This window comes from Streptomyces sp. SPB162 (genome assembly GCF_029504575.1).
Classification (GTDB): Bacteria; Actinomycetota; Actinomycetes; order Streptomycetales; family Streptomycetaceae; genus Actinacidiphila.
This window is the reverse complement of record NZ_JAQFII010000001.1, coordinates 393607-414200: the sequence shown is the minus strand read 5'-3', so window position 1 is coordinate 414200 and position 20594 is coordinate 393607. Positions and strand designations below refer to the sequence as shown.

The 20594-nt window shown below is 72.9% G+C and carries 18 protein-coding genes and 1 pseudogene; 11 read left to right on the top strand and 8 right to left on the bottom strand.

The genetic code is table 11. From position 1 onward, the window contains the following. The first annotated feature begins 86 nt into the window (after nucleotides 1-86). Together M2266_RS01930 and M2266_RS01925 are read left to right on the top strand one after the other, a co-directional pair. Nucleotides 87-1649 (top strand): MFS transporter, encoded by a 1563-nt coding sequence (locus M2266_RS01930; RefSeq protein WP_277436496.1) that lies wholly within the window; start codon nucleotides 87-89, stop codon nucleotides 1647-1649. Between the two features lie 153 nt (nucleotides 1650-1802). Next, nucleotides 1803-2243, top strand: a complete 441-nt coding sequence (locus M2266_RS01925; RefSeq protein WP_277436495.1) for a protein phosphatase — start codon at nucleotides 1803-1805, stop codon at nucleotides 2241-2243. An 11-nt stretch (nucleotides 2244-2254) separates the two neighbouring features. On the opposite strand, the gene M2266_RS01920 is transcribed toward M2266_RS01925, so the two are convergent. Beyond that, nucleotides 2255-2761: a DinB family protein gene (locus tag M2266_RS01920; protein WP_277436494.1), complete on the bottom strand. Its 507-nt coding sequence runs from the start codon at nucleotides 2759-2761 to the stop codon at nucleotides 2255-2257. A 48-nt stretch (nucleotides 2762-2809) separates the two neighbouring features. After that, nucleotides 2810-3901 carry a TetR/AcrR family transcriptional regulator gene (locus M2266_RS01915; protein WP_277436493.1) on the bottom strand — a complete coding sequence of 364 codons (1092 nt, stop codon included), beginning with the start codon at nucleotides 3899-3901 and terminating at the stop codon, nucleotides 2810-2812. Between the two features lie 184 nt (nucleotides 3902-4085). Here M2266_RS01915 and clpX point away from each other — a divergent pair, with 184 nt between their 5' ends. From clpX to M2266_RS01895, 4 genes are all read left to right on the top strand, one after another. Next, a complete protein-coding gene (gene clpX / locus M2266_RS01910; RefSeq protein WP_277436492.1) occupies nucleotides 4086-5390 on the top strand; it encodes an ATP-dependent Clp protease ATP-binding subunit ClpX in 1305 nt (434 codons plus the stop codon). Nucleotides 5391-5458: 68 nt separating this feature from the next. Beyond that, nucleotides 5459-6196 (top strand): class I SAM-dependent methyltransferase, encoded by a 738-nt coding sequence (locus tag M2266_RS01905; protein ID WP_277436491.1) that lies wholly within the window; start codon nucleotides 5459-5461, stop codon nucleotides 6194-6196. 108 nt (nucleotides 6197-6304) lie between these two features. Next, nucleotides 6305-7003, top strand: a complete 699-nt coding sequence (locus M2266_RS01900; RefSeq protein ID WP_277436490.1) for a response regulator transcription factor — start codon at nucleotides 6305-6307, stop codon at nucleotides 7001-7003. Beyond that, nucleotides 6993-8912: a HAMP domain-containing sensor histidine kinase gene (locus M2266_RS01895; protein ID WP_277436489.1), complete on the top strand. Its 1920-nt coding sequence runs from the start codon at nucleotides 6993-6995 to the stop codon at nucleotides 8910-8912. The genes M2266_RS01900 and M2266_RS01895 overlap by 11 nt, the downstream gene beginning before the upstream one ends. A 409-nt stretch (nucleotides 8913-9321) precedes the next feature. Here M2266_RS01895 and M2266_RS01890 read toward each other — a convergent pair whose 3' ends face one another. Further along, entirely contained in the window at nucleotides 9322-10128 is an 807-nt protein-coding gene (locus M2266_RS01890; RefSeq protein WP_277436488.1) for a CAP domain-containing protein, read from the bottom strand. Nucleotides 10129-10367: 239 nt separating this feature from the next. Then, entirely contained in the window at nucleotides 10368-10919 is a 552-nt protein-coding gene (locus M2266_RS01885; RefSeq protein ID WP_277436487.1) for a hypothetical protein, read from the bottom strand. Between the two features lie 35 nt (nucleotides 10920-10954). Between M2266_RS01885 and M2266_RS01880 the strand changes: the two genes are divergently transcribed. Then, a complete protein-coding gene (locus M2266_RS01880) occupies nucleotides 10955-11671 on the top strand; it encodes a response regulator transcription factor (RefSeq protein WP_277436486.1) in 717 nt (238 codons plus the stop codon). Then, a complete protein-coding gene (locus tag M2266_RS01875; RefSeq protein ID WP_277436485.1) occupies nucleotides 11668-13095 on the top strand; it encodes a HAMP domain-containing sensor histidine kinase in 1428 nt (475 codons plus the stop codon). Before M2266_RS01880 ends, M2266_RS01875 begins: the two co-directional genes overlap by 4 nt. A gap of 36 nt (nucleotides 13096-13131) precedes the next feature. Here M2266_RS01875 and M2266_RS01870 read toward each other — a convergent pair whose 3' ends face one another. Continuing rightward, complete coding sequence (locus tag M2266_RS01870; RefSeq protein WP_277436484.1) at nucleotides 13132-13344, bottom strand: hypothetical protein; 213 nt, start codon at nucleotides 13342-13344, stop codon at nucleotides 13132-13134. A gap of 135 nt (nucleotides 13345-13479) precedes the next feature. Here M2266_RS01870 and M2266_RS01865 point away from each other — a divergent pair, with 135 nt between their 5' ends. Continuing rightward, nucleotides 13480-13872 (top strand): signal peptidase I, encoded by a 393-nt coding sequence (locus M2266_RS01865; RefSeq protein ID WP_277436483.1) that lies wholly within the window; start codon nucleotides 13480-13482, stop codon nucleotides 13870-13872. 22 nt (nucleotides 13873-13894) lie between these two features. Here M2266_RS01865 and M2266_RS01860 read toward each other — a convergent pair. Both M2266_RS01860 and M2266_RS01855 read right to left on the bottom strand, forming a co-directional pair. Next, nucleotides 13895-14193 (bottom strand): annotated as a pseudogene (locus tag M2266_RS01860) (transcriptional regulator); the annotation flags it as partial. A gap of 12 nt (nucleotides 14194-14205) precedes the next feature. Beyond that, on the bottom strand, nucleotides 14206-14919 hold the full coding sequence (locus tag M2266_RS01855) for a DUF3761 domain-containing protein (RefSeq protein WP_277436482.1): 714 nt from the start codon (nucleotides 14917-14919) through the stop codon (nucleotides 14206-14208). Nucleotides 14920-15161: 242 nt separating this feature from the next. Between M2266_RS01855 and M2266_RS01850 the strand changes: the two genes are divergently transcribed. Beyond that, nucleotides 15162-15623 carry a hypothetical protein gene (locus M2266_RS01850; protein WP_277436481.1) on the top strand — a complete coding sequence of 154 codons (462 nt, stop codon included), beginning with the start codon at nucleotides 15162-15164 and terminating at the stop codon, nucleotides 15621-15623. 187 nt (nucleotides 15624-15810) lie between these two features. Here M2266_RS01850 and cas3u read toward each other — a convergent pair whose 3' ends face one another. Further along, complete coding sequence (gene cas3u, locus M2266_RS01845; RefSeq protein ID WP_277436480.1) at nucleotides 15811-18681, bottom strand: type I-U CRISPR-associated helicase/endonuclease Cas3; 2871 nt, start codon at nucleotides 18679-18681, stop codon at nucleotides 15811-15813. Nucleotides 18682-18987: 306 nt separating this feature from the next. On the opposite strand from cas3u, the gene M2266_RS01840 reads away from it, so the two are divergent. Further along, nucleotides 18988-20577: a discoidin domain-containing protein gene (locus M2266_RS01840; RefSeq protein ID WP_277436479.1), complete on the top strand. Its 1590-nt coding sequence runs from the start codon at nucleotides 18988-18990 to the stop codon at nucleotides 20575-20577. Nucleotides 20578-20594 lie beyond the last annotated feature (17 nt).

Sequence of the window (20594 nt, the reverse complement as noted above, 5' to 3'; positions counted from 1 at the left end):
TCGCCGTCGGCATCCCCTTGCCATCTAACACCGTTAGAGGCAATCTAACGGTGTTAGAGAATCGACTAACACTGTAAGGGGACCTCATGGCGGAGCTCAGCTCCCGACGTAAGAACCTGGTGCTCGCGACACTGTGCGCCACGATGTTCATGGCCATGCTCGACAACGTCGTGGTGAACACCGCCCTGCCCCGGATCGGGCAGGAGCTGCACGCCGGAGTGAGCGGCCTGCAGTGGGTCGTGGAGGGGTACAGCCTCGTCTTTGCCGCCCTGCTGCTCACCGGCGGCACCCTCGGCGACCGCTACGGGCGGCGCCGGATCTACCTCGCCGGCCTCGCCCTGTTCACCGCCGGATCGGCGTTCGCCGCGCTCTCCGGAACCACCGGACTGCTCATCGCCGCACGCATGACGCAGGGTCTGGGCGCGGCACTGCTCACCCCGGGCAGCCTGTCGATCCTGCGCCACACGTTCGAGGACGAGCGTGAACGCGCCCGTGCCATCGGCCTGTGGTCCGGCATCTCCGCCATCGGACTCGCCCTGGGACCGGTCATCGGCGGCCCGATGGTCGACGCCTTCGGCTGGGCCAGCGTCTTCTGGATCAACGTCCCGATCGGCGGCGCCGCGCTGCTCCTGGGCTCCCGCGTGCTGCCGGAGTACTTCTCCCGCACCGCCCGGCTCGACCTGCCGGGACAGCTGCTCGCGGCCGCCGGACTGGGCGGACTGGTCTACGCGCTGGTCGAGGGCCCCAGCCGCGGCTGGACCGATCCCGTCACGCAGGCCGCCGCGCTGGGCGGGGTGGTGGCGCTGCTGCTGTTCGTCGTCGTGGAACTGCGGACCACCGACCCCATGATGGACCTGCGGTTCTTCGCGGACCGGGTCCTGGCGGGGGCGGCGCTGGCCGCGTTCACCGTCAGCTTCGGCATGTTCGGCGTCATGTTCTTCCTGCCGCTGTACATGCAGAACGTGCTGGGGTGGGCGCCCACCGGCTCGGGAGTGGCGGCGCTGCCGTGCACCGCCATGATCATGATCGCGTCGCCGCTGTCCGGCAGGCTCGCTCTGCGGTACGGCGTGCGCCCCCCGCTGGTCGCCGGTCTGTCGCTGTGCGCCGTGGCGCTGGCGGGGCTCTCCCTCTACGGGTCGGCCGCCCGGTATCCGCAGTACCTGTGGGTCCTGCCGCTGATGGGCTTCGGCATGGGCCTGAGCTTCGCCCCCGCCTCCATCGCGGTGCTGCGCCGGGTGAAACCGTCCGCCGCGGGCATGGCCTCCGCGGCGCTCAACACCGTCCGGGAACTCGGCGGTGTCGTCGGCGTGGCCGTCCTGGGCGCGGTGCTGACCAGTCGGCTGGCCGCCGGCCTGGCCCACCGGCTGGAATCCGCCGGCACCCCGCCGCAGGCGCGTCGCGACATCGTCGCCTCGGTCACGGGCGACGGCGCGGGCGGGCTCGTCCGGGGCTCCGGGCTGCCCCCGGCGCTGCACCGCACGATGGACGCGTCCTTCGTGGACGCCCTGCACCTCGCCGTCCGGTGCGGGGCGGCGGTCATGGCCGTCACCGCCGTGGCCGTCTTCCTCCTGCTGCGCTCCCGCCCGGAGCCGCTGTCCCCGGTGCCGGGACCGGCGCTGGAACGGTCCGACGCGGCTCTCGGCGCGTAAGTCGCCCGCGGATGGATGCGGAGGCGGCGCCTTCGGCCGCGCGGGGCACTGCGCCGAGCGCACCGGAACACGGCCGAGGACGGTCCTCCCGGCGCCGTGCGCCGGTGCGGGGAACTCCAACGCCCCGCGTGGCACGGCGGTTACGGTGGGCGGGTGACGCATGCCTGGAGTGCCACCGACGCCGGAGTCGTCCGGCTCCCTTCCGGACGTCTGGTGCGTGGTCGGGCGCTGCGCAGGCCGCTTCCGGCGGGGCCGGTGCCCGACTTCGCGGTCCACCTGCTCGGCAAGCGGCCGCCCGAGGTGCCGTGGGAAGCGCGCTGGCTGCGCTGGCCCGACTTCCGGCTGCCGAGCGACGACGCACAGGCCCGATCCGTCCTCGCCGAGGCGCTGGAGCGGGCCGCGGACGAACGTGTGGAACTCGCCTGCGGCGGCGGACGGGGGCGGACCGGTACCGCCCTCGCGTGCCTGGCCGTCCTCGACGGCGTCCCGCCGGGCGAGGCGGTGGCGTTCGTCCGCCGCCACTACGACGCCCACGCGGTGGAGACGCCCTGGCAGCGGCGCTACGTCCGCCGCTTCACGAGCGAGCACTCCTGACGGCCGCGTTCTCAGGCCCCGACGGTCCCGTCGACGCCCTCCCGCAGGAGGTCGGCGTGGCCGTTGTGGCGGGCGTACTCGAGCGTCACGTGGAGCATCACCAGCCGGAGCGACACGTGTTCGTCCCCCTTGGGCTCGTGGACGGTCACATCGAGCGACGTCGCCTCCTGTTCGATCCGGCGTGCGTGCTCGACCTCCGTCCGCCAGGCGTCGAACGCCTCGGTCCGGGTGGCGGAACGCGCGTCGTACGCCGCCTGGAAGTCGCGCTCGTCGGACCAGACGAGCGGTATGTCCTGTCCGTCGATGATCCGGCGGAACCAGGCCCGCTCCACCTCGGCCATGTGCCGCACCAGCCCGAGCAGCGAGAGCGTGGAGGGCGGCATCGACTGGCGGCGCAGGTCCTCGTCCGAGAGTCCGTCGCACTTCATGGCGAGCGTGGCGCGGTGGTAGTCGAGGAAGGCGCGCAGCATCTCGCGCTCATCGGCGACCGTGGGCGGGCCGATGCGTTCGGTGGCCATGACGGGTCCTCATCTCGGCTGTCGGGCGGAGTTCGGGCAGCGGGTGCGTCAGCGCCCGCCGGGTCGTGGGTCGGGGGACGACGCGGTCGCGTGGCAGGCGCCGCGGCCGTCGGCGCGGGCGGTGATCCGGCCGCCCCGGATGCGGACGGCGACCTCGGTCCCGTCGCTGACGGACGGCACGCCGGCCGCCGCGGCGAGGGCGCCCGACTCGTCGAAGACCACTTGCAGGCGCGGCCAGGCCGACGGCGGGAAGGCCCGCCGCAGGCAGCCGCAGAGGTCCGCGACGGCCAGCCGCGCCAGCGGCGCCAACTCGTCGGGGTCCCCGGTGACCACGACGGCGGTGACCGTCGCTCCGGGCGCCGCCGCCCGGACCGCCTCCTCCACCGCTTCGAGTCGGTGCAGTCCGAGCACGGCCACCACGCCGTCGTCCACGAGCCGCGCGGGTCCGCCGTGCACCGCGTCGACCGTGGGCGGCGGGGCCCACGGTTCGTCGGTCGGCCACGCCTGGGTGATCACATGCGGGGGCGGCCACCAGCCGTTGAGGTCCAGGCCGGCCAGCCGCGCACAGGCACTGACGACGTTGAACGGCTCGACGAAGCCGGGCGCGACCGCCGCCATCTGCGCGGCGCCGTGCAGGGTCGTCAGGACGGCTTCCGCGACGCGCACCAGGCTGCCGGAGGGCGCTCCCGGCGCCCGAAGGCCCTCCAGGGCCAGGCCGAGCAGCAGCGCGTCCAATTTCATCAGCTGGGCGAACGGCCGCCGGATGCGCTCCTCGGCGAGGATCTCGGGCATCACGTACATCCCCAGCCGGGAGGTGCCGTGCGGCTCGTCGGTGTCCGCGAGCGGGAGCCGCGCGACCCAGGCGCGGGCGAGCGCACCGAGCGCGTCCGAGGCGGTGTGCCCCGGCTCGGGGTGCGGCGGTTCGGGGGCGTGCTCGGCGAGCGCGGCCAGGATGGCGAAGTACAGTGCGCGCTTGCTGGGGAAGTTGGAGTAGACGGCGCCGCGGGTCAGGCCGGCGCGTCCGGCGATACGGTCCACCTTCGCGTCGCGGAAGCCGTGTTCGGCGAACTCGTCCCGGGCCGCGGCCAGGACCTTGGCGCGGTTGCGCTCCTGAAGCTCCACCCTGCTGGGCCGGCCCATCGCCCTCACTCTTGCCTTCGCGCTTCCGCGTTGCGTCCGTCGCGGCTCAAGATACCTTGACCATTCAAATGGTGACGTCATATGGTCACAGCATTCGAGTGGGTTTCCCGATAGCGAGATCATTTCCAACGGGGTTTCAACGGGGCCACCCGACCGGTACGACCGTTTGAGGGGACATTTCCGCGTGGCACGCATCGGTGACGGCGGTGACCTGTTGAAATGTACGTTCTGCGGGAAGAACCAGAAGCAGGTCAACAAGCTCATCGCGGGACCCGCCGACATCTGCATCTGCGACGAGTGCGTCGAGCTCTGCAACGAACTCCTCGTGGAGGAGACCGGCGAACCCCTCGGAGCCGCGTCACCCGCGCTGCCGACCCCGCGCGAGATCCACGCGTTCCTCGACGGATACGTCATCGGGCAGGACAGTGCCAAGAAGGCGCTGTCGGTGGCGGTCTACAACCACTACAAGCGGGTGCGCCCGCCGATCGCCGGGAGCGGGCAGCGCGGCGCGAAGGGCGACGGCGTCGAGCTCGGCAAGTCCAACATCCTGCTGATGGGGCCGACCGGTTGCGGCAAGACGTACCTCGTCCAGACCCTCGCCCGGATGCTCGACGTCCCGTTCGCGATCGCGGACGCCACCGCCCTCACCGAGGCCGGCTACGTCGGGGAGGACGTCGAGAACATCCTGCTCAAGCTGATCCAGGCCGCCGACCACGACATCGGCAAGGCCGAGCGAGGCATCATCTACATCGACGAGATCGACAAGATCGCCCGAAAGAGCGACGGGCCGTCGATCACCCGCGACGTCTCCGGCGAAGGTGTCCAGCAGGCGCTGCTGAAGCTCCTGGAAGGCACGGTCGCGAGCGTGCCGCCGCAGGGCGGCCGCAAGCAGCCGCGCCAGGAGTTCCTCCAGATCGACACCAGCAACGTTCTGTTCATCGTCGGCGGTGCGTTCGCCGGGCTGGAGCGGATCATCGAGCGGCGCGCGAGCCGCGCGGGCATCGGATTCGGTGGGGAGGTGCGCGGCACGGAACAGCGGCGCAAGCGGGACGAGGACGCCTTCGCCGATGTGATGCCCGCGGACCTCGTGAAGTTCGGGCTCATCCCGGAGATTGTCGGCCGGCTGCCCGTGGTGACGACCGTGCAGCCCCTGGACCGCGCGGCCCTGACCCGGATCCTGACCGAGCCCCGCAACGCGCTCGTCAGGCAGTACCAGAAGCTCTTCGAACTCGACGGCGTCGAGCTGGAGTTCACCGAGGACGCCATCGCGGCGGTGGCCGAGCAGGCCCTGCTGCGCCGCACCGGCGCCCGGGCGGCCCGCACGATCCTCGAAGAGGTGCTCCTCAACGTGATGTACGAGGTGCCGAGCCGGAACGACGTGGCCCGCGTTGTCGTCGACCGCGACACGGTGCTCGACAACGTCAACCCGACGCTGATCCCGCGCGACCGCCCCGCCCCCGCGCCGGAACCCGGCGAACGCACCGCCTGACGCAAGGGTGTTGCGAAAGTCCCGCCTGGTCCGGCGCTACTTTCACCACACCCTTTAGGCTGGGTGCGGTGTTCACCTCCCAAGGACCCACCTTCCGCGAACTGACGGTGCAGGCGCTCTCCTCGATCGAGCAGGGCTACGACCTGCTGGCGCCGAAGTTCGACCACACGCCCTTCCGTACGCCCGACCGCTTCCTGGACGCGGTGACCGGCGCGCTGCGGCCGCTCGGGCCGTTCGGAACGGGACTCGACGTCTGCTGCGGTACGGGCGCGGGGGTCGGGGTGCTGCGGGAGCTGTGCGGGGAGCGGGTCACCGGAGTCGACTTCAGCGCCGGAATGCTGGCCGCCGCGGGGGAGGCCGCCGCGGGGGAGGTCGCCGCGAAGGGCGGGCCCGCGGTGAACTGGGTGCGGGCGGACGTGCGGGCGCTGCCGTTCACAGCGGCGTTCGACCTGGCCGTCAGCTTCGGAGCGTTCGGGCACTTCCTGCCCGCCGAGCGCCCGGGGCTGTTCGCCGAGGTCCACCGCTCGCTGCGGCCGGGCGGTGTGTTCGCCTTCCCGCTCGCCGCGCCGTTGCCCGTCCGCTCCCCGTTGTACTGGGGGTTGTGGGGATTCGACGCCGTCATGCGCGTCCGCAACGCGCTGTGGCGTCCGCCGTTCGTCATGTACTACCGGACCTTCCCGCTGCGGGGGGTCCGCGACGACCTGGTTCGGGCCGGGTTCCGGGTCGAACTGGTGCCGTTGGAGGAGTTCGGCCGGCGCCCCGACGGCAGCCCGCACTGCCGCCTGGTGGTGGCCCGGCGCACCTGAGCCGTTTCCGCCGGCGGATTCTCGCGGGTGGATATGAGGAAAGTGTCAGGGTGCGGGAAACCTCTCACGCCGGCATTCCTGAACACTTGTGCGTTTAACATCGCGAGGGTGTGCGCACATATATTGGTCGCGGAAGACGACGAAATGCAGGCCGAACTGGTGCGCCGGTGCGTGGAAGCGCACGGCCACACCGCGACCGTCGTCCATGACGGCCGGTCCGCCGTCGACGAGGTGCGACGCAGCCGGCCCGACCTGCTCGTCCTGGACGTGATGCTGCCGGAGATCGACGGCCTGGGCGTGTGCCGGATCCTGCGGCCCGGCAGCGACCTGCCGGTGCTGATGCTCACGGCCCGCTCGCACGAGGACGACCTGCTGCTCGGCCTGGAACTGGGCGCGGACGACTACATGACCAAGCCCTACAGCCCGCGCGAGCTGATGGCCCGCATTCACGCCCTGCTGCGCCGCGTCCAGCGACCGCCGGTGGCCGCCGACGGTGTCCTGTGGGTGGACACCCTGGCGGTGGACCCCGCCCGGCGGGCGGTGACCTGTGCGGGGGATCCGGTGGTCTGCACACCGGGGGAGTTCGAGATCCTGCGGGTGCTGGCGGCCGAACCGGACCGGGTCTTCACCCGCGGTCAGTTGCTGGAGTGTGTCAGGGGATACGAGCGCGCCATCTCCGAGCGCGCCATCGACGTTCACATCCTCAACCTGCGCAAGAAGATCGAGCTCGATCCGCGCAAGCCGGCGCGCCTGCTGACGGTGTTCGGCGTCGGGTACAAACTCACCGGAGGCCGCCGTGGGCCGTAACGTCCCGCTGCGCAAGAGCCTGCTGGCCCGGCTGCTGGTCACCTCGATGCTGATCGCGCTCTGCTCGATCGTCGCGACCGCGTGGCTCGCCGTGCAGACCACCACCCGGGCCATCCAGCAGGAACAGGGCCAGATCCTGTCCGACGACGCGATGATCCACGACACCCTGACCGGCTACGCCGCGGGACACCGGGCCTGGAGCGGAGTCCGGCCGACGATCGAGCGGCTGGCCCGGGTGACGGGCCGCCGCGTCGCGCTCACCGACCAGGAACGCCATGTGCTCGCCGACTCCGCGCCCGAGGGCCCCGGGCTGCCGCCGCGGGCGTTCGCCGTCATCGACGCCCTGCGGACCGATACCCCCCTGCAGGGGCAGAGCGCGACCCAGGCGGCCTCGCGCATCGATCCGCGCGCCGTCGGACCGTACCTGCTGCCCGCCGCCGAGCGCGCGGAGCTGGCGCTGGTCGCCGGCAAGGTGCTGGCGTGCCTGCGCGACGAGGGCTGGGTGGGGAAGGTGGTCGACGGCCCCAGCGGGCGGCCCACCGTGCAGGTGGCCCGCGAAGGTCGGACGACGCCGGACGCCTACGGTTTCGACGACTGCGGTCTGGTGGAGATGACCCGGCCCACCGCCACCGAGCGGCGCGCCCTGTCCGGCCTCGACACCCTGGTCAACGCCTGCCTGACCCGTCAGGGGTCCGTCATCGCGGGCTATGTGGCCCTGTCGGCCGACTTCACCTGGGAGAAGGGGCGCAAGGCGGCGCCGGACTTCCAGGTGCTGCAGGAGTGCATCGACGCCAGCCGCCGGGAGCAACTGCGCACCTTCGTCGCCCCGGCCGCGCAGCTGTTCGTCAGCGACACCGCCGCCAGCTCGCCACGCTTCGACCTGTCCCGGGCCAACACCACCCGCATTGCGGGCGTGACCGGACTCGTCCTGCTGCTCACCGTCATCGTGACGGCCCTGATCGCCACCCGCCTGGTCCGGCCGCTGCGTGCCCTGACCGACGCCGCCCAGGAGCCCACCGAACGGCACACCCGCGTCCCGGTCACCACCAGCGACGAGACCGGCTTCCTCGCCAAGGCCTTCAACGACCTGTCGGAACGCCGGGAGCGCACCGAGACGCAGCGCAAGGCCATGGTCAGCGACATCGCCCATGAACTGCGCACCCCGCTGACCAACATCCGCGGCTGGCTGGAGGTCGCCAAGGACGGCATCGTCGTGCCCGACCAGCGGCTGCTGTCGTCGCTCCACGACGAAGCGCTGCTCCTGCAGCACATCATCGACGACCTGCAGGACCTCGCGTCCGCCGATGCCGGCACCCTGCGACTGCACCCCGAACCGGTGCGACTGCGCGACCTGTTGCACCAGGTCGCCGACGCCAACCTCGCCCACGCGCAGGTGGCCGGTGTGAGGATCGAGTGCGAGGTGCGAGGGGATCCCCAGCTGAGTGCGGACCCCGTCCGGCTGCGCCAGGCGCTCGGCAACCTGGTGTCCAACGCGCTGCGGCACACCCCGTCCGGCGGCACCGTCCGCCTGCACGCCCACGGGAGCGGCGAGATGGTCGTGATCGAGGTCGCCGACACCGGTTCGGGGATCGCGCCCGAGGATCTGCCCAACGTCTTCGACCGGTTCTGGCGGGCGGAGCGGTCCCGCAGCCGCCGCACCGGCGGCAGCGGACTGGGGCTGGCCATCGTCCGCCAGCTCGCGCAGGCCCACGGTGGCACGGTGAGCGCCCGCAGCGTCCTGGGCGAGTCCACCGTCTTCACCCTGCGGCTGCCGGCGCGTCCCGCGACCGAGGCCCCGGACGGTACGGCCACCGGCCCGGCATCAGCGGGACGGGTACCTGGCGACGCCGCCGAGCCACGCGGCCGTTTCCGGGGGAACCGCCCGCGTGATCGTCACCGCGGTCACTGATCTGGCGGGTGCGCCGGCCGTGTCGGGTACGTCGGGTGCCAGCACCACCCGTGACGCCCTGACGCCGCCGGCTCCGGAACCCGCGCAACCGGTCACCGCCGTCAGGGCCGCGAGGACGGTGGTGGCGAGTGCCACGGACCGCCACCTCCGCGGCCGAGCCGGTATCGATCGCTTCAGCGCACTCATCATGCCGGTCAGTGTTGCCGACACTTTTTAGGAAGTTGTCAGGGTCCGCCGCCGCGTCACGCGTACCGGCCGCAACGGGCCCTGCCGCCGGAACAGCCGCGACAGCGGCCGCCACCGAGGTGGCGGCCGCTGTGCGGTTCCGCCGCGGCGGGGAGGCGTGCGCGGCGGCGGCGCATATCCGCCATCGCGTCGTCTTCCCCGGCGCGGAGCGCGGTGCGGAGGCTCAGTTGGAGAAGTCCTGGGTGAGCCAGACGGTTCCGGAACCGTCCCGGAACACCGCGATCCCGATGTGGGTGAAGGAGGAGCTCAGCATGTTGCGGCGGTGTCCGTCGTTGGGCGGCCGCTCGTCGAGCATGCTCTGGGTGAGTCCGAGTGCCATCTTGGCGATGGCCTGCTCGGTGTTCGCGACCGGTCCGCCCTCGCCGATGTTCTCTCCCGCCGACATCCACTGCACGCCCTGCGCCCGCTCGCGGTCGCCGAACGCGGGTTCACCGGGGCACTGGTGGGACAGTCCGCAACCGGCGGACATCACCTTGTTGTGCGCTGCCGCACTGCGGTTCAGACCGTCGAGGAGGGTGTAGGCCGGCAGGCCCTGGGCCGCCCTGGCCTGGTTGACCTTGGCCAGCACCTGCTGCACCGCGTCGCCGGAGACCGGCGGATCCGACGGGGCGGACGTGGTGGGGGCGGGCTTCGCCGTGGTCGCGGTCGGCGTCGGCCGGGGCGGCGGCGTGGTGTGGCGCGGGGGAGTGCGGGTGGGCTTCGCCGTCGGCCGGGCGGGGTGCGTCACCGGGGAGGCGGGCAGGGTGGTGGGTGCCGGGTCGTGGGTGCCCACCGCTGCGGTGGGGGACGCAGCGGTGGGCTGTCCTGGGGCGCGGCCGGAGCCGCCGCCTATGCAGGCGAAGGCCGTCCCGCCACCCAGCGCGGCGATGACGGCCGCGCCCAGGACGGCTTTGCGCAGTCGGGGCTGCCGCGGTGCGCGGTGCTGCGGCGAGGGGGCGCTGGGCAGATCGGCGCGGCGGTGCGAGCTCATGTGGGGAAGACCTCGGGGGATCGGAGGTGGGGGCCGGCGCGGAGCACAGGGGGGTGCCCCGCGCCGGAAGGTGACACGGCCGGTCGGAGGGGTGCTGCTTCGGTGACCGGCCGAAATCGAACTTAGAGGCTTTCCGGGCCCCGTCCCACACCGCGACGGGAACCTTAGGTTCTCCTAAGGTTCTCCACAGGTTCCGCTCGGTTCGGGGCCCCTGGAGCCCGCGCGGACAACGGCCGCGGCTACCAGGAGACTTCGCGGGTGACCGCCTGCGGCTGCGGGCGGACGGTCCCCGTGGTCTCCGAGCGGTGGGTGGCACTGAGGAACGTCACGGTCAAAGTATCCGGTGTGTCCTGTTTCGTACTGGTGGTGAAGCCCTGCGCCGGCACCGCGGAGACCAGGCAGATCGCGTCGGCCCCCATGTTGAACGTCACCCGGCCGCCCACCGACTGCATGCTGTGCACCCCCGCGCCGCCCCGGCAGTCGCTCGACGCGGTGTGCCCGCCGGTGGTCGCGGCCGTCGTCGGAGGCCGCGTGGTGGGCGTCCGGGTGGACGGCGTCGCCGTCGGTGTCCTGCGGGGGGTGGGAGTGGGCGGGGTCCGCGGCGCCGAGGTGGCGGGGACCAGCGGGCCCGGCGGGGAGGTCGGCGTGCTGAAGACCGTCGGCAGCGCACGGGCGGTCGGCGGCAGCGGTGAGGTCGAATGCACCACGAAGCGCACGGCCAGGAAGGCGGCGGTCACGGTCAGAGCCGTGCAGCACAGCCAGATCATGAGGTAGCGCAGCGGACGGGGCACGGCACCATCATGGCTGATCCGTTACGGTGTGCCGCATGGCCAGCGTCCTTGTCGTGGAAGACGACCCCGCCATACGCGCGGCACTGATCGAGATCCTGACCGGTGACGGGCATGTGGTGCGCAGTGCCGCCGATGGTTTCAGCGGACTGAGAGAGGTGACACAAGGGCCCCTCGACGCCGTGATCCTGGACCTGGGGCTGCCCGATCTGGATGGAAGTGACGCGCTGCGCATGATCCGTGGCATCTCGCAGGTGCCGGTGCTCGTGGTCACCGCCAGGGACGACGACGCCGAGATCGTCCGGCTGCTCAACGCGGGCGCCGACGACTACCTCGTCAAGCCCTTCTCCAGCGGGCAGTTGACCGCCCGGCTGACCGCGGTGCTGCGACGCGTCGGCCGCGCCGTCGCCTCGGTCCCCGGCGGTCTGCACGAGGGCCCGACCGCGACGCAGGGCCCCATGGTCGTGGGTGAGCTGCGGGTGGACGCCATGGCCCGCACCGCGCACCTGGGCGGCCGGGAGCTGCAGCTGACCCGGCGCGAGTTCGACCTCCTCGCCTTTCTGGCGGGCAACGCCGGCCGCGTCGTCTCCAAGCGCAAGATCCTGACCGAGGTGTGGCGCGAGTCGTATGTCGACGATGCAACGATCGATGTGCATCTGTCCGCCTTGCGACGCAAACTCGGTGAGCGCGCGATCCGTCCGCGGTACCTGCACACGGTGCGGGGCGTCGGCATCAAGCTGGTGACGCCGCCATGAGACGCACGCTGGCAGGGGTGGCACTGGCGGTCACCTCCATGGTGGCCCTGTCCTTCCTGATACCCCTCGCCCTGCTGGTGCGTTCCGAGGCCCGCAACCAGGCGATCACCGCCGCGGAACAGCAGGCCGCCGCGCTCGCCCCCGTACTGGCCCTGACCGACGACATACCCGACCTGCGCCAGGCCATCTCGGTGCTGGCCCCCGGCGAGGACCTGAGCGTCCACCTGCCGACCGGCCAGGTCGTCGGACCGACGCACGCGCCGGCCGCCCTGCTGCGGCGCGCCGCCCGCGACGGCGAGGCCATCGCCCAGAACCGGCCGGGCGGCTGGGTCTACCTCCAGCCGGTCGTCCTCGGACCCGGACGGGTGGCGGTGATCGAGGAATTCGTCCCGAAGGAGCGGCTCAACCGGGGGGTGGCCGCCTCCTGGGGGGCCATCACACTGCTCGCGGTGGCGCTGGTGGCCGGCTCCACGCTCGTCGCCGACCGGCTCGCGGCCCGCGTCGTGCGCTCCTCACACAACCTGTCCCGCGCCACCTACGCCCTGGGCCGGGGGGACCTCGACGTCCGGGTGGACCCGATGGGACCGCCCGAGCTGTACGAGGCGGGCCTGGCCTTCAACGCGATGGCCGACCGCATGCTGGAGCTGCTCGCCGTCGAACGCGAACTCGTCGCCGACCTCTCCCACCGGCTGCGCACGCCGCTGACCGCGCTGCGCCTGACCGCCGACCGGATGGGGCCGACCGCCGACGCGGAACGCATCGCCGCCGCGATCCACCACCTCGACGCCGAGCTGCACTCCATCATCACCGCCGCCCGCACGCCGCTCGCCGTGGGGCCGATGGGCCGGGGTCTGCGGCCGCTGTCCGGGGTCGCGACCGCCGGCCGGCCGGGGGGCGCGGGCGCGCCCGCGGAGGGCTGCGCGGCGGCCGCGGTGATCCGGCGCAAAGCCGCGTTCTGGGCCGTCCTGGCCGAGCAGCAGCACCGGCCGTTCCAGGTGGACGTCACCGCCGAGGAAGCCCTGATCGACCTGCCCGAGGACGACCTCGCGGCCGTGTTCGACGCCCTGGTCGGCAATGTCTTCCGGCACACCGCTCCCGGCACCGCCTTCTCGGTGCGCCTGGAGCGCGGCGCGCAGAGTGTGGTGCTCACGGTCGAGGACGCCGGTCTCGGGATCCCCGATCCGGACGGTGCCGTGGGACGAGGGGTCAGTACGGTCTCCACCGGCCTCGGACTGGACATCGCGCACCGGGCCGCCGCCGTGACCCGCGGAGCGGTGGAGATCACCCGGGGCCGGCTGGGCGGCGCCCGGATCGAGGTGACCTTCGGGCTCGCCGCCGCACAGGGCAGCGGCGGCCGCAGCAAGCGCCGCCGGCGTACCGCGGCCGCACGGGGTGCGCGGTCGCGCTGGTGGGCCCGGTCATGAGCCCGTCCTGTCGCGCGCGGTCGGTCGTGCGGGTGCTCAGCCGAGGAGCACCGCCGCCACCGCCGCCGCGATCGTGACGACGGCGAAGCCGAGCATCGCCCCGCGCGCCCGCCGGGCCGGATCCACCCGCGGCGGGGGTCCACCGCGGCGGCCGCCCCGCGGTGGCTCGTGCGCCATGCCCTCCGGGCCGTACATGCTCAGCCACCGGACGACGAGCGGGGTCCGGTCCTTGTTGTCGACGTGCTGCATGTCAACGCCAACGAACCGGCCCGGGACGGGATACGCGCCCGGCGCCACCGCAACCGGATCGTCACCCGGCCCCGCTATCGGGCTTCCATCGGGCCGCGTCGGCGCCGCGAAGGCCGGCTGCTACCGTCGGGAATCATGAACGACAGCGTGTATGTGGGCAACGCGGGCGTCGACGCCGCACTGGACCGGGGCTGGTTGCTCGGTCACTTCAAGGACGAATCCGACCCCCGGCACAGCGAGGACGTCGAGATCAAGTGGGGCGTCCACCCGCCGGGTGACGAGCGGGCCGTCTGGGTCACCGCGGAGGAACGGACCGCTCTGCTGGTCCTCATCAAGGGCCGTTTCCGGGTGGAGCTCCCCGGACGCAGCGTTCTCCTGGCCGAGCAGGGCGACTACGTCGTGTGGGGCCGGGGCGTCGACCACTCCTGGTACGCGGAGGAGGAGTCGGTCGTGCTGACCGTCCGCTGGCCCTCCGTCGCCGGTTACAAGGTGGTCGAGGAGAACGACTCCGCACGGGTGTCCGGCTGACGGCCGGCCCTCGGCGCGGTCCTCAGCCGGCCACCGCGCGCAGGGCGCCGGGCCGGCGGCCGGTGAGGCGGTCGAGCGCGGCGGAGGTGGCGTCGTCCGCGGGAAGGTGGACGACGAGCCGCTGGTCGTCGTCGGCGGCCAACTCGAGCGACTCGTAGGCCAGGCGCAGTTCGCCCGCTCCGGGGTGGACCAGCCGTTCGACGCCGTGGGACCGGGGGAGGCCCGGCAGGCTCCCCATCCGCCCGGCGAAGGCCTCCCCGCGGTGACGGTCGGTTCGTCGGCGAGCGCGGCGACGTGCGGGTCGGCCCGGAACGGGTCCTCCGCGCACGGCGACTACTTGTAGAAGACCGCGACGCCGTGGTGGTGGGAGCAGGCGCCCTGGTGGTGCGCGGCGAAGGAGAGGGTGCCGTCGTTGCACAGGGCGGTGGCGCCGCCGTGGTCGTCGACGGGCGGTTCGGTGTGGCCGCTACCGCCACCACTGCCTCCTGAGCCGCCTCCCGAGCCGCCTCCCGAGGTGCTGCTACCGCCGCTGGTACTTCCGCCGCTGGTGCCGTTGCCCGAGTGCGTGGTGGTCGCTTTCGGCTTCGGCTTCGAGGTGCTGGGGGCAGGGGTCGGCGTCGGGGTCGGTTTCGGGGTCGGTGTCGGCGTCGGGGCGGGCCTGCCGTCGGCGGTCGGACAGGTCTCGGCGGTCAACGCGACGGCCAGGGCGACGGGGGTCGCGAGGTCCGCGGGGCCGGGGCCCGGCCGCTGGAAGCAGACCTTCCAGTCGGACTCGGTGGTCTGCGCCCTCATCGCGCCGGTGGCGTCGTGGGCGTTCACCGTGGTGAAGCCCGCGGTGCGAGCGGTTTCCCGTGCGGCGGTGAGCGGCCTGCCGATCAGTGAAGGCAGCGTGCCGGCGGAGGGGGTGGTGGGCGCGGTGGTCGGTGCGCCGGCGGTCGTGGTGACCGCCGGAGGTATGGACTTGCTGTCGTCGGCCGCCGGGTCGCAGGCCGTCAACGTGAGTGTCGCGGCCGCCGCGAGACACGCGGCGGTAAGGATGCGGTGCATGGTGGTCGTCCCCCAGATCGGTTGGAGATGCAGCGTGGCAGGGACGCGGAGGCGGCCGGGGCGAAGTGGCCGAGCTGTTACCGAGTGCGATCACGGCGGGACGCGCGGGGGCGGCATCGCAGAAGGCCGGTGGGTGACCTGCTGTCGTTGTGATCGTTTCCTGAGGTGAGAGGCCCGCACCACCTTTCCGGGCCAGTGGTATCCCTCAGGCGGCGGCAGACGCCGCGGAACAGGACGACACGATGAGCAAGCACCAGAAGGGCCGTAGGCACCGGACGGTCAACCGCAACCCCCGTCCGGCCGGCCCCGCGCGGCCGCCGGCCGCGCCCCGGACCCCGGCCGCGTCGGCTCCGGCCGCTGCAAGGGCCGTCCTCGACGACGAGCGGGGCGGCGCGCCCACACCGCAGACCACCCCGCAGAACGCGCGGACCACCCCGCGGACGCCGGCGGCGGCGCAGCCGGTGTCGCCGGACGCCGCCAGATCCTCCGAAGCGGCGCCGGACGGCGGACTCGGCCACCACGCAGTGCGTACCTGGCAGGAGGTGCGGTCCGCCGGGGACGGCGGCATCACGGTGGACGAGCTGTGCACGGCCGTCGGCTACCAGTCCCGCACCATCCTCAAGCACCTCAAGGTGCTGGCCCAGGACGGCCTGGCCGAACCGCACGGCGAGCGGTGGCGGTCCACCGGCCAGAAGCTCTTCTAGTGCTCTGGCCGGAAGGGTTTGCCTGGTTCGCGGCGTCCGGCGCGGTGCGTCGCACGGCGGAGGATCGTCCTCGTACCGGGCGTATTCGGACGACTGCGACAACGCAGCGAAGTGCCGTGCCGGGCGTCGCGAACCGGTGAACCTTTCCGGCCAGAGCACCAGGCCGGATGGATCCCGCCCGACTCCGTCAGGTCTCCCGCTGGATGGAGCAGTACACGTCGGCGAGCCGCACCATCGCCTCCAGCCGGGCCAGCCCCCACCGTCCGTACCGGCGGTTGAGCGATTCGAACCGTGCCGGGCCCGCCGGGTCCACCGTCTGCGCGGTGCCCACGGTCACCTCCCGGCCGGCGATGGTCAGGTGCAGGGAGCGGGGGTCCGGGTCGACGACCGGCGGCAGCAGCGGCCGGGCGAAACCGTGGTGGGACGCGACCAGATGGATGACCAACTCGGCGTCGAGGTCGTCGCGGGCGGCCGTGTGCAGCGCGGCGATGCGGGCCGACAGCGCTTCATGGCGCATCCCCTGCGGATAGCCGGAGGCTCGCCGGGCCGTTCCGGACCCGGCCCGGTCGGCCGGGTCCGTACCGGACTTGGCGAGCGGCTCGGGTGCGGCGAGAGCTGCTTCCTCGTATCCGCCGTGCAGCATCGTCTGGAAGCGAGGGTCCCGTTTGCCCTCGTCGTGCAGGGCGGCCGCGAGGGCGACGGCGGCGACCGTTCGGTCGTCCAGGCGCAGGTTGCGGGCGTAGCACTCGGCCGCCGCGGACACTTCGGCCTGGTGTTCGGCGAGGGTCTGCGGCAGGCCCGCCGTGGACGGCCCGTCGAGGCTCGCGCGGCCGGCGACGAACAGCGGCGGGCCGCCGACGGTGAGGAGCCGGCCGCCGCGGGCCAGCGCCCGGAAGACCCTGAGGTGCGGAAGGTCATCGGGCGCGCTGCCGGCCAATTCGGCGAAACGGCCGCGGTAGCGGGCTTCGCGTTCGGCGGTGAGGGGCGCGCTGTCGCTGGCGATCTCCGTGACCAGCCGGTCCACGGGGGAGGCGAGCGCGGGGTCGCAGACGCGCACGGCGGTGGCCAGGCCCGGTCCGATCCTGACGACGGCCCGCTCGTCGCCGCCTCCCACCAGGTCCGCCACGTCGAGGACCGGGTCCGTGGAGCCGGGGTTCCAGCCGTACGCGTCGCACCCCCCGAAAGCCGTCGGCAGTACGACGAGGTCGTCGGGCTCGAGGTCGTCGGGTGTGACGATCGCGGTGGGCGCGTCGAACCGGTACCGGAGGATCTCCACTGCGGCCCCGCCGCCGGGCGGGCCGTCCGCAGGCTCCTCGCCCGGCCCGGGGAACGCGTCGTCGTCGGAGACGGCGGCGGCGTTCGGTCTGCCGGTCAACCACCGCCGTACGGCGTGCAGCGGCAGTTCGACGCTCTCCTCGGCGGCCGGCGGGAACAGGTTCACCGTCTCGCGCCACTCCTCGGCCGTCCGGCCCGTCTCGCGGGTCCGCCAGACGACGTGGACGCGGGGCCGGGCGCCCGCGTCGATGCCGTGCAGATACGGGGCGACCGGCGTATCCGGGTCCGGTGCCGGCTCGGTGCGCACCCAGGCGTCCAGGTCCGCCGCACGCACGGGGGTACCGGCCGGCCGGGCGCCCCGCATCGCCTCCCACTCCTCCGCATCGACCTCGGCTGCCAGTCGGCGCAAGGCGGTGGGGGAGGCGTCCAGACCCGGGCCGGTGAGTTCGGGAGTCCCGCCGGGGTGGGTGACGGTGGGCGGGCACAGTGCGGTCAGTCGGCGCCAGGTGGCGTCGCGCGCGGCGCCGCCGCTCCCACCCGGCTCGGCCGCACCGTGGACCACGACGGCCCGCGCGGCGGTGTGCCGCCCGACGCGGTTGAGCCGGCCCAGCCGCTGGACCAGTGCGGGGAGCGGGGCCGCCTCGGTGACCAGCGCGTCGAAGTCGAGGTCGGTGCCAACCTCGACGCTCTGGGTGGTCACCACGTAGAACGGGCCGTCGTGGCGGGTCTCCCGACCGGACTTCGTCCGGTCGTACCACCCGCAGCGCAGGTACTCCCGGTCCACGGCCCGGCTGCGCCCGGTCAGCAGTACCTTCTCCCCGGGCAGCAGTTCCAGGACGGCTCGGGCCCGCCCGAGGGTGTTGCACACGACCCCGACGACGCGGCCGCCTTCGCCGAGTTGCCGGGCCCACGCCGCGAGCGAGACGGGCAGCTGCCGGTCGGCATCGGCCGGGTCCGTTCCGACCTCGACGGGATGCAGCCGCTTGGCCGACCGCAGGCGCGTGCCCGCCACCGGGTGACGTTCGTCGTCATCGGTGATGCCGTGCGCGTCGGCGCTGCCGCGTCCGGTGACGGCGGACATGGTCATCAGGACGGGGTGCAGGTCCTCGGGCGTCCCGTCCAGCGCGAAGGCGGCGCGTACCGCGGCTGCGAACTCCTCGGCGCCGTGCGCCTCGTCGACGATGATCAGCGATTCGGTGCCGGTCAGGGCGGCCTCGATCGACCGGCGCCGGGTGCCCGTGCCGGAGCCGCGGAAGAGCAGGCGACTGCCCACCTGGTCGACCGTGCCGGTCACCAGGGAGAGTCGGTCCGGGCGTTCCAGCCAGTTCGGCGACCAGGTCACCCCGCCCCGCATCCGGGTCGCCTCCAGCACGTCCTTGTCGCCCTCGCGCCACAGCGCCCGCGCGACGCGTCCGGTGACCGTGCCCACCGGAGGCACCGGCCGGCCCGCGTACGGATCCGCCAGTGCCTCACGCAGCACCTGGGCGAGCCGCGCCGCGTGCTCGTAGGCCTCGTCGGCGACCAACCGCCGGTCGACGGCGTAGAAGATCCGCAGGGGTGTCCGCGGGGCGGCTCCGGGCCGGCCGCGCCGGAGGGCGGCGGTGAACACCGCGACGTTCAGGACCCAGGTCTTTCCGAGCCCGGTCGGCACCGTGACGGCCTGCGGCCAGCCGTCCTTCACCACCCGGTCCACCAGCGCCGTCTGCCACGGAAAGGGCTCGTGTCCGTGCGTCTCGCGGCAGAAGGCGGTGAAGTCGCCCGGTTCCAGTTCGCGTTCCAGCATGGGGTGGACTCCTCCTGGGTGTCGGCCCCAGTTTCCCAGGCCGCACCCGGACTTGTGAAGGATGACCCGGCCGCCGGACGGGGCGGGCACCGCGTGAACGGAGGACTGATCCGCATGACAAGTTAGGAAACTTTACTAACTCCTCTTGACGGCTCTCAGGACCTTTGTCACTCTCGCTGCACGCGGCTTGGCGCGGCATCCCCGGATGTGACGCGCTCAGTGAGAGATCTGTCCCGGCCGTGGGCCTCGCGACGTCCCGGCACATCCGGGCGCCGCGGTTGGATCTCCCACGCCCGGAGGCAGACGTTGTCCCCATCCCTGTCCGCCCGCCATCGCCGCCTGTACGGCCTGGTGGCGGCCCTCGCCCTGCTCATCGGCCTGTCGGCCACGTCGTCCGGACACGCCGCCGGCGACGTGCTGCTGTCCCGCGGCAAGCCGGCCCTGTCGTCGTCCGACGAGAGCTCCTCCTACAACGCGGCCAAGGCGGTGGACGGCAGCACCACCACCCGCTGGGCCAGTGAGGAAGGGCTCGACCCGCAGTGGATCCGCGTCGACCTCGGCACCCCTCGCACCCTCACCCGCGTGCACCTCGACTGGGAGGCCGCCTACGGCAAGGGGTACCGCGTCGAGGTGTCGTCCGACGGCTCCGCCTGGACCAAGGCGTACTCGACGACCACCGGTGACGGCGGCATCGACGAGGTGACCGTCCCGTCCGGCACCTCCGGCCGGTACGTCCGCGTGTACGGCACCGCCCGGGGCACCGCCTACGGCTACTCCCTCAACGAGTTCGAGGTGTACGGCCCGGCCGGTGGCCCGGACACCACCGCGCCGACCGCGCCCGGGAACCCGCGGGTGACCGGCACCACCACCACGTCCGTCACCCTCGCCTGGGACGCGTCCACCGACGACACCGGCGTGACCGGATACCAGGTGTCGCGGGACGGCGCGGTCGTCGCCACCGCGACCGGCACCACGTTCACCGATCCGGGCCGCACCCAGGGGACGGCGTACACCTACACCGTCAGGGCCCAGGACGCGGCCGGCAACCTCTCCGCCGCGAGCGCGCCGGTGATCGGCACACCCGGTCAGAGCGCGGCCTCCTTCACGGTCGTCGCCGCCGGTGACATCGCCGACCCCGGCTGCTCCGCGGGCAAGGACTGCGGGGCGGAGAACACCGCCAAGCGCGTCGAGGCCATCAACCCCGACGAGGTCCTCACCCTCGGCGACAACCAGTACGACACCGGCAGCCTCAGTGACTTCAAGAAGTACTACGGCACGACCTGGGGCCGGTTCCTGAACAAGACCCACCCGTCGACCGGCAACCACGAGTACGACGACAGCACCCCGGCGGCCGGCTACAAGTCGTACTTCGGCGCCCGCGCCACCCCCGACGGCAAGACGTACTACAGCTGGGACCGCGGCGGCTGGCACTTCGTCGCACTCGACACCGAGATCTCCATGTCCGCGACCTCCGCGCAGGGCAAGTGGCTGGAGGCGGACCTGACCAGGAACACCAACGGCTGCGTCGCCGCGTACTGGCACCGGCCGCTGTACAGCTCCGGACCGCAGGCCGACATGGTCAGCAAGCCCATGTGGCAGATCCTGCGGGCCCACGGCGCCGACCTGATCCTGAACGGCCACGACCACCTCTACGAGCGCTACGCCCCACAGAACGCGACCGGCGGCGCCGACCCGGCGGGCGTCCGCGAACTGCTCGTGGGCACCGGCGGCGCCGACAGCTACGGCTTCGAGAGCGCGCAGCCGAACAGCCAGAAGCGGATCACCGACGTCAAGGCCGTCCTGAAGCTGACCCTCACCCCGACCACGTACGCGGGACAGCTGGTCCAGGACAACGGCTCGGTGCTCGACACCTTCGGTCCCGTCACCTGCCACTGACCCACGCGCGACCCGCG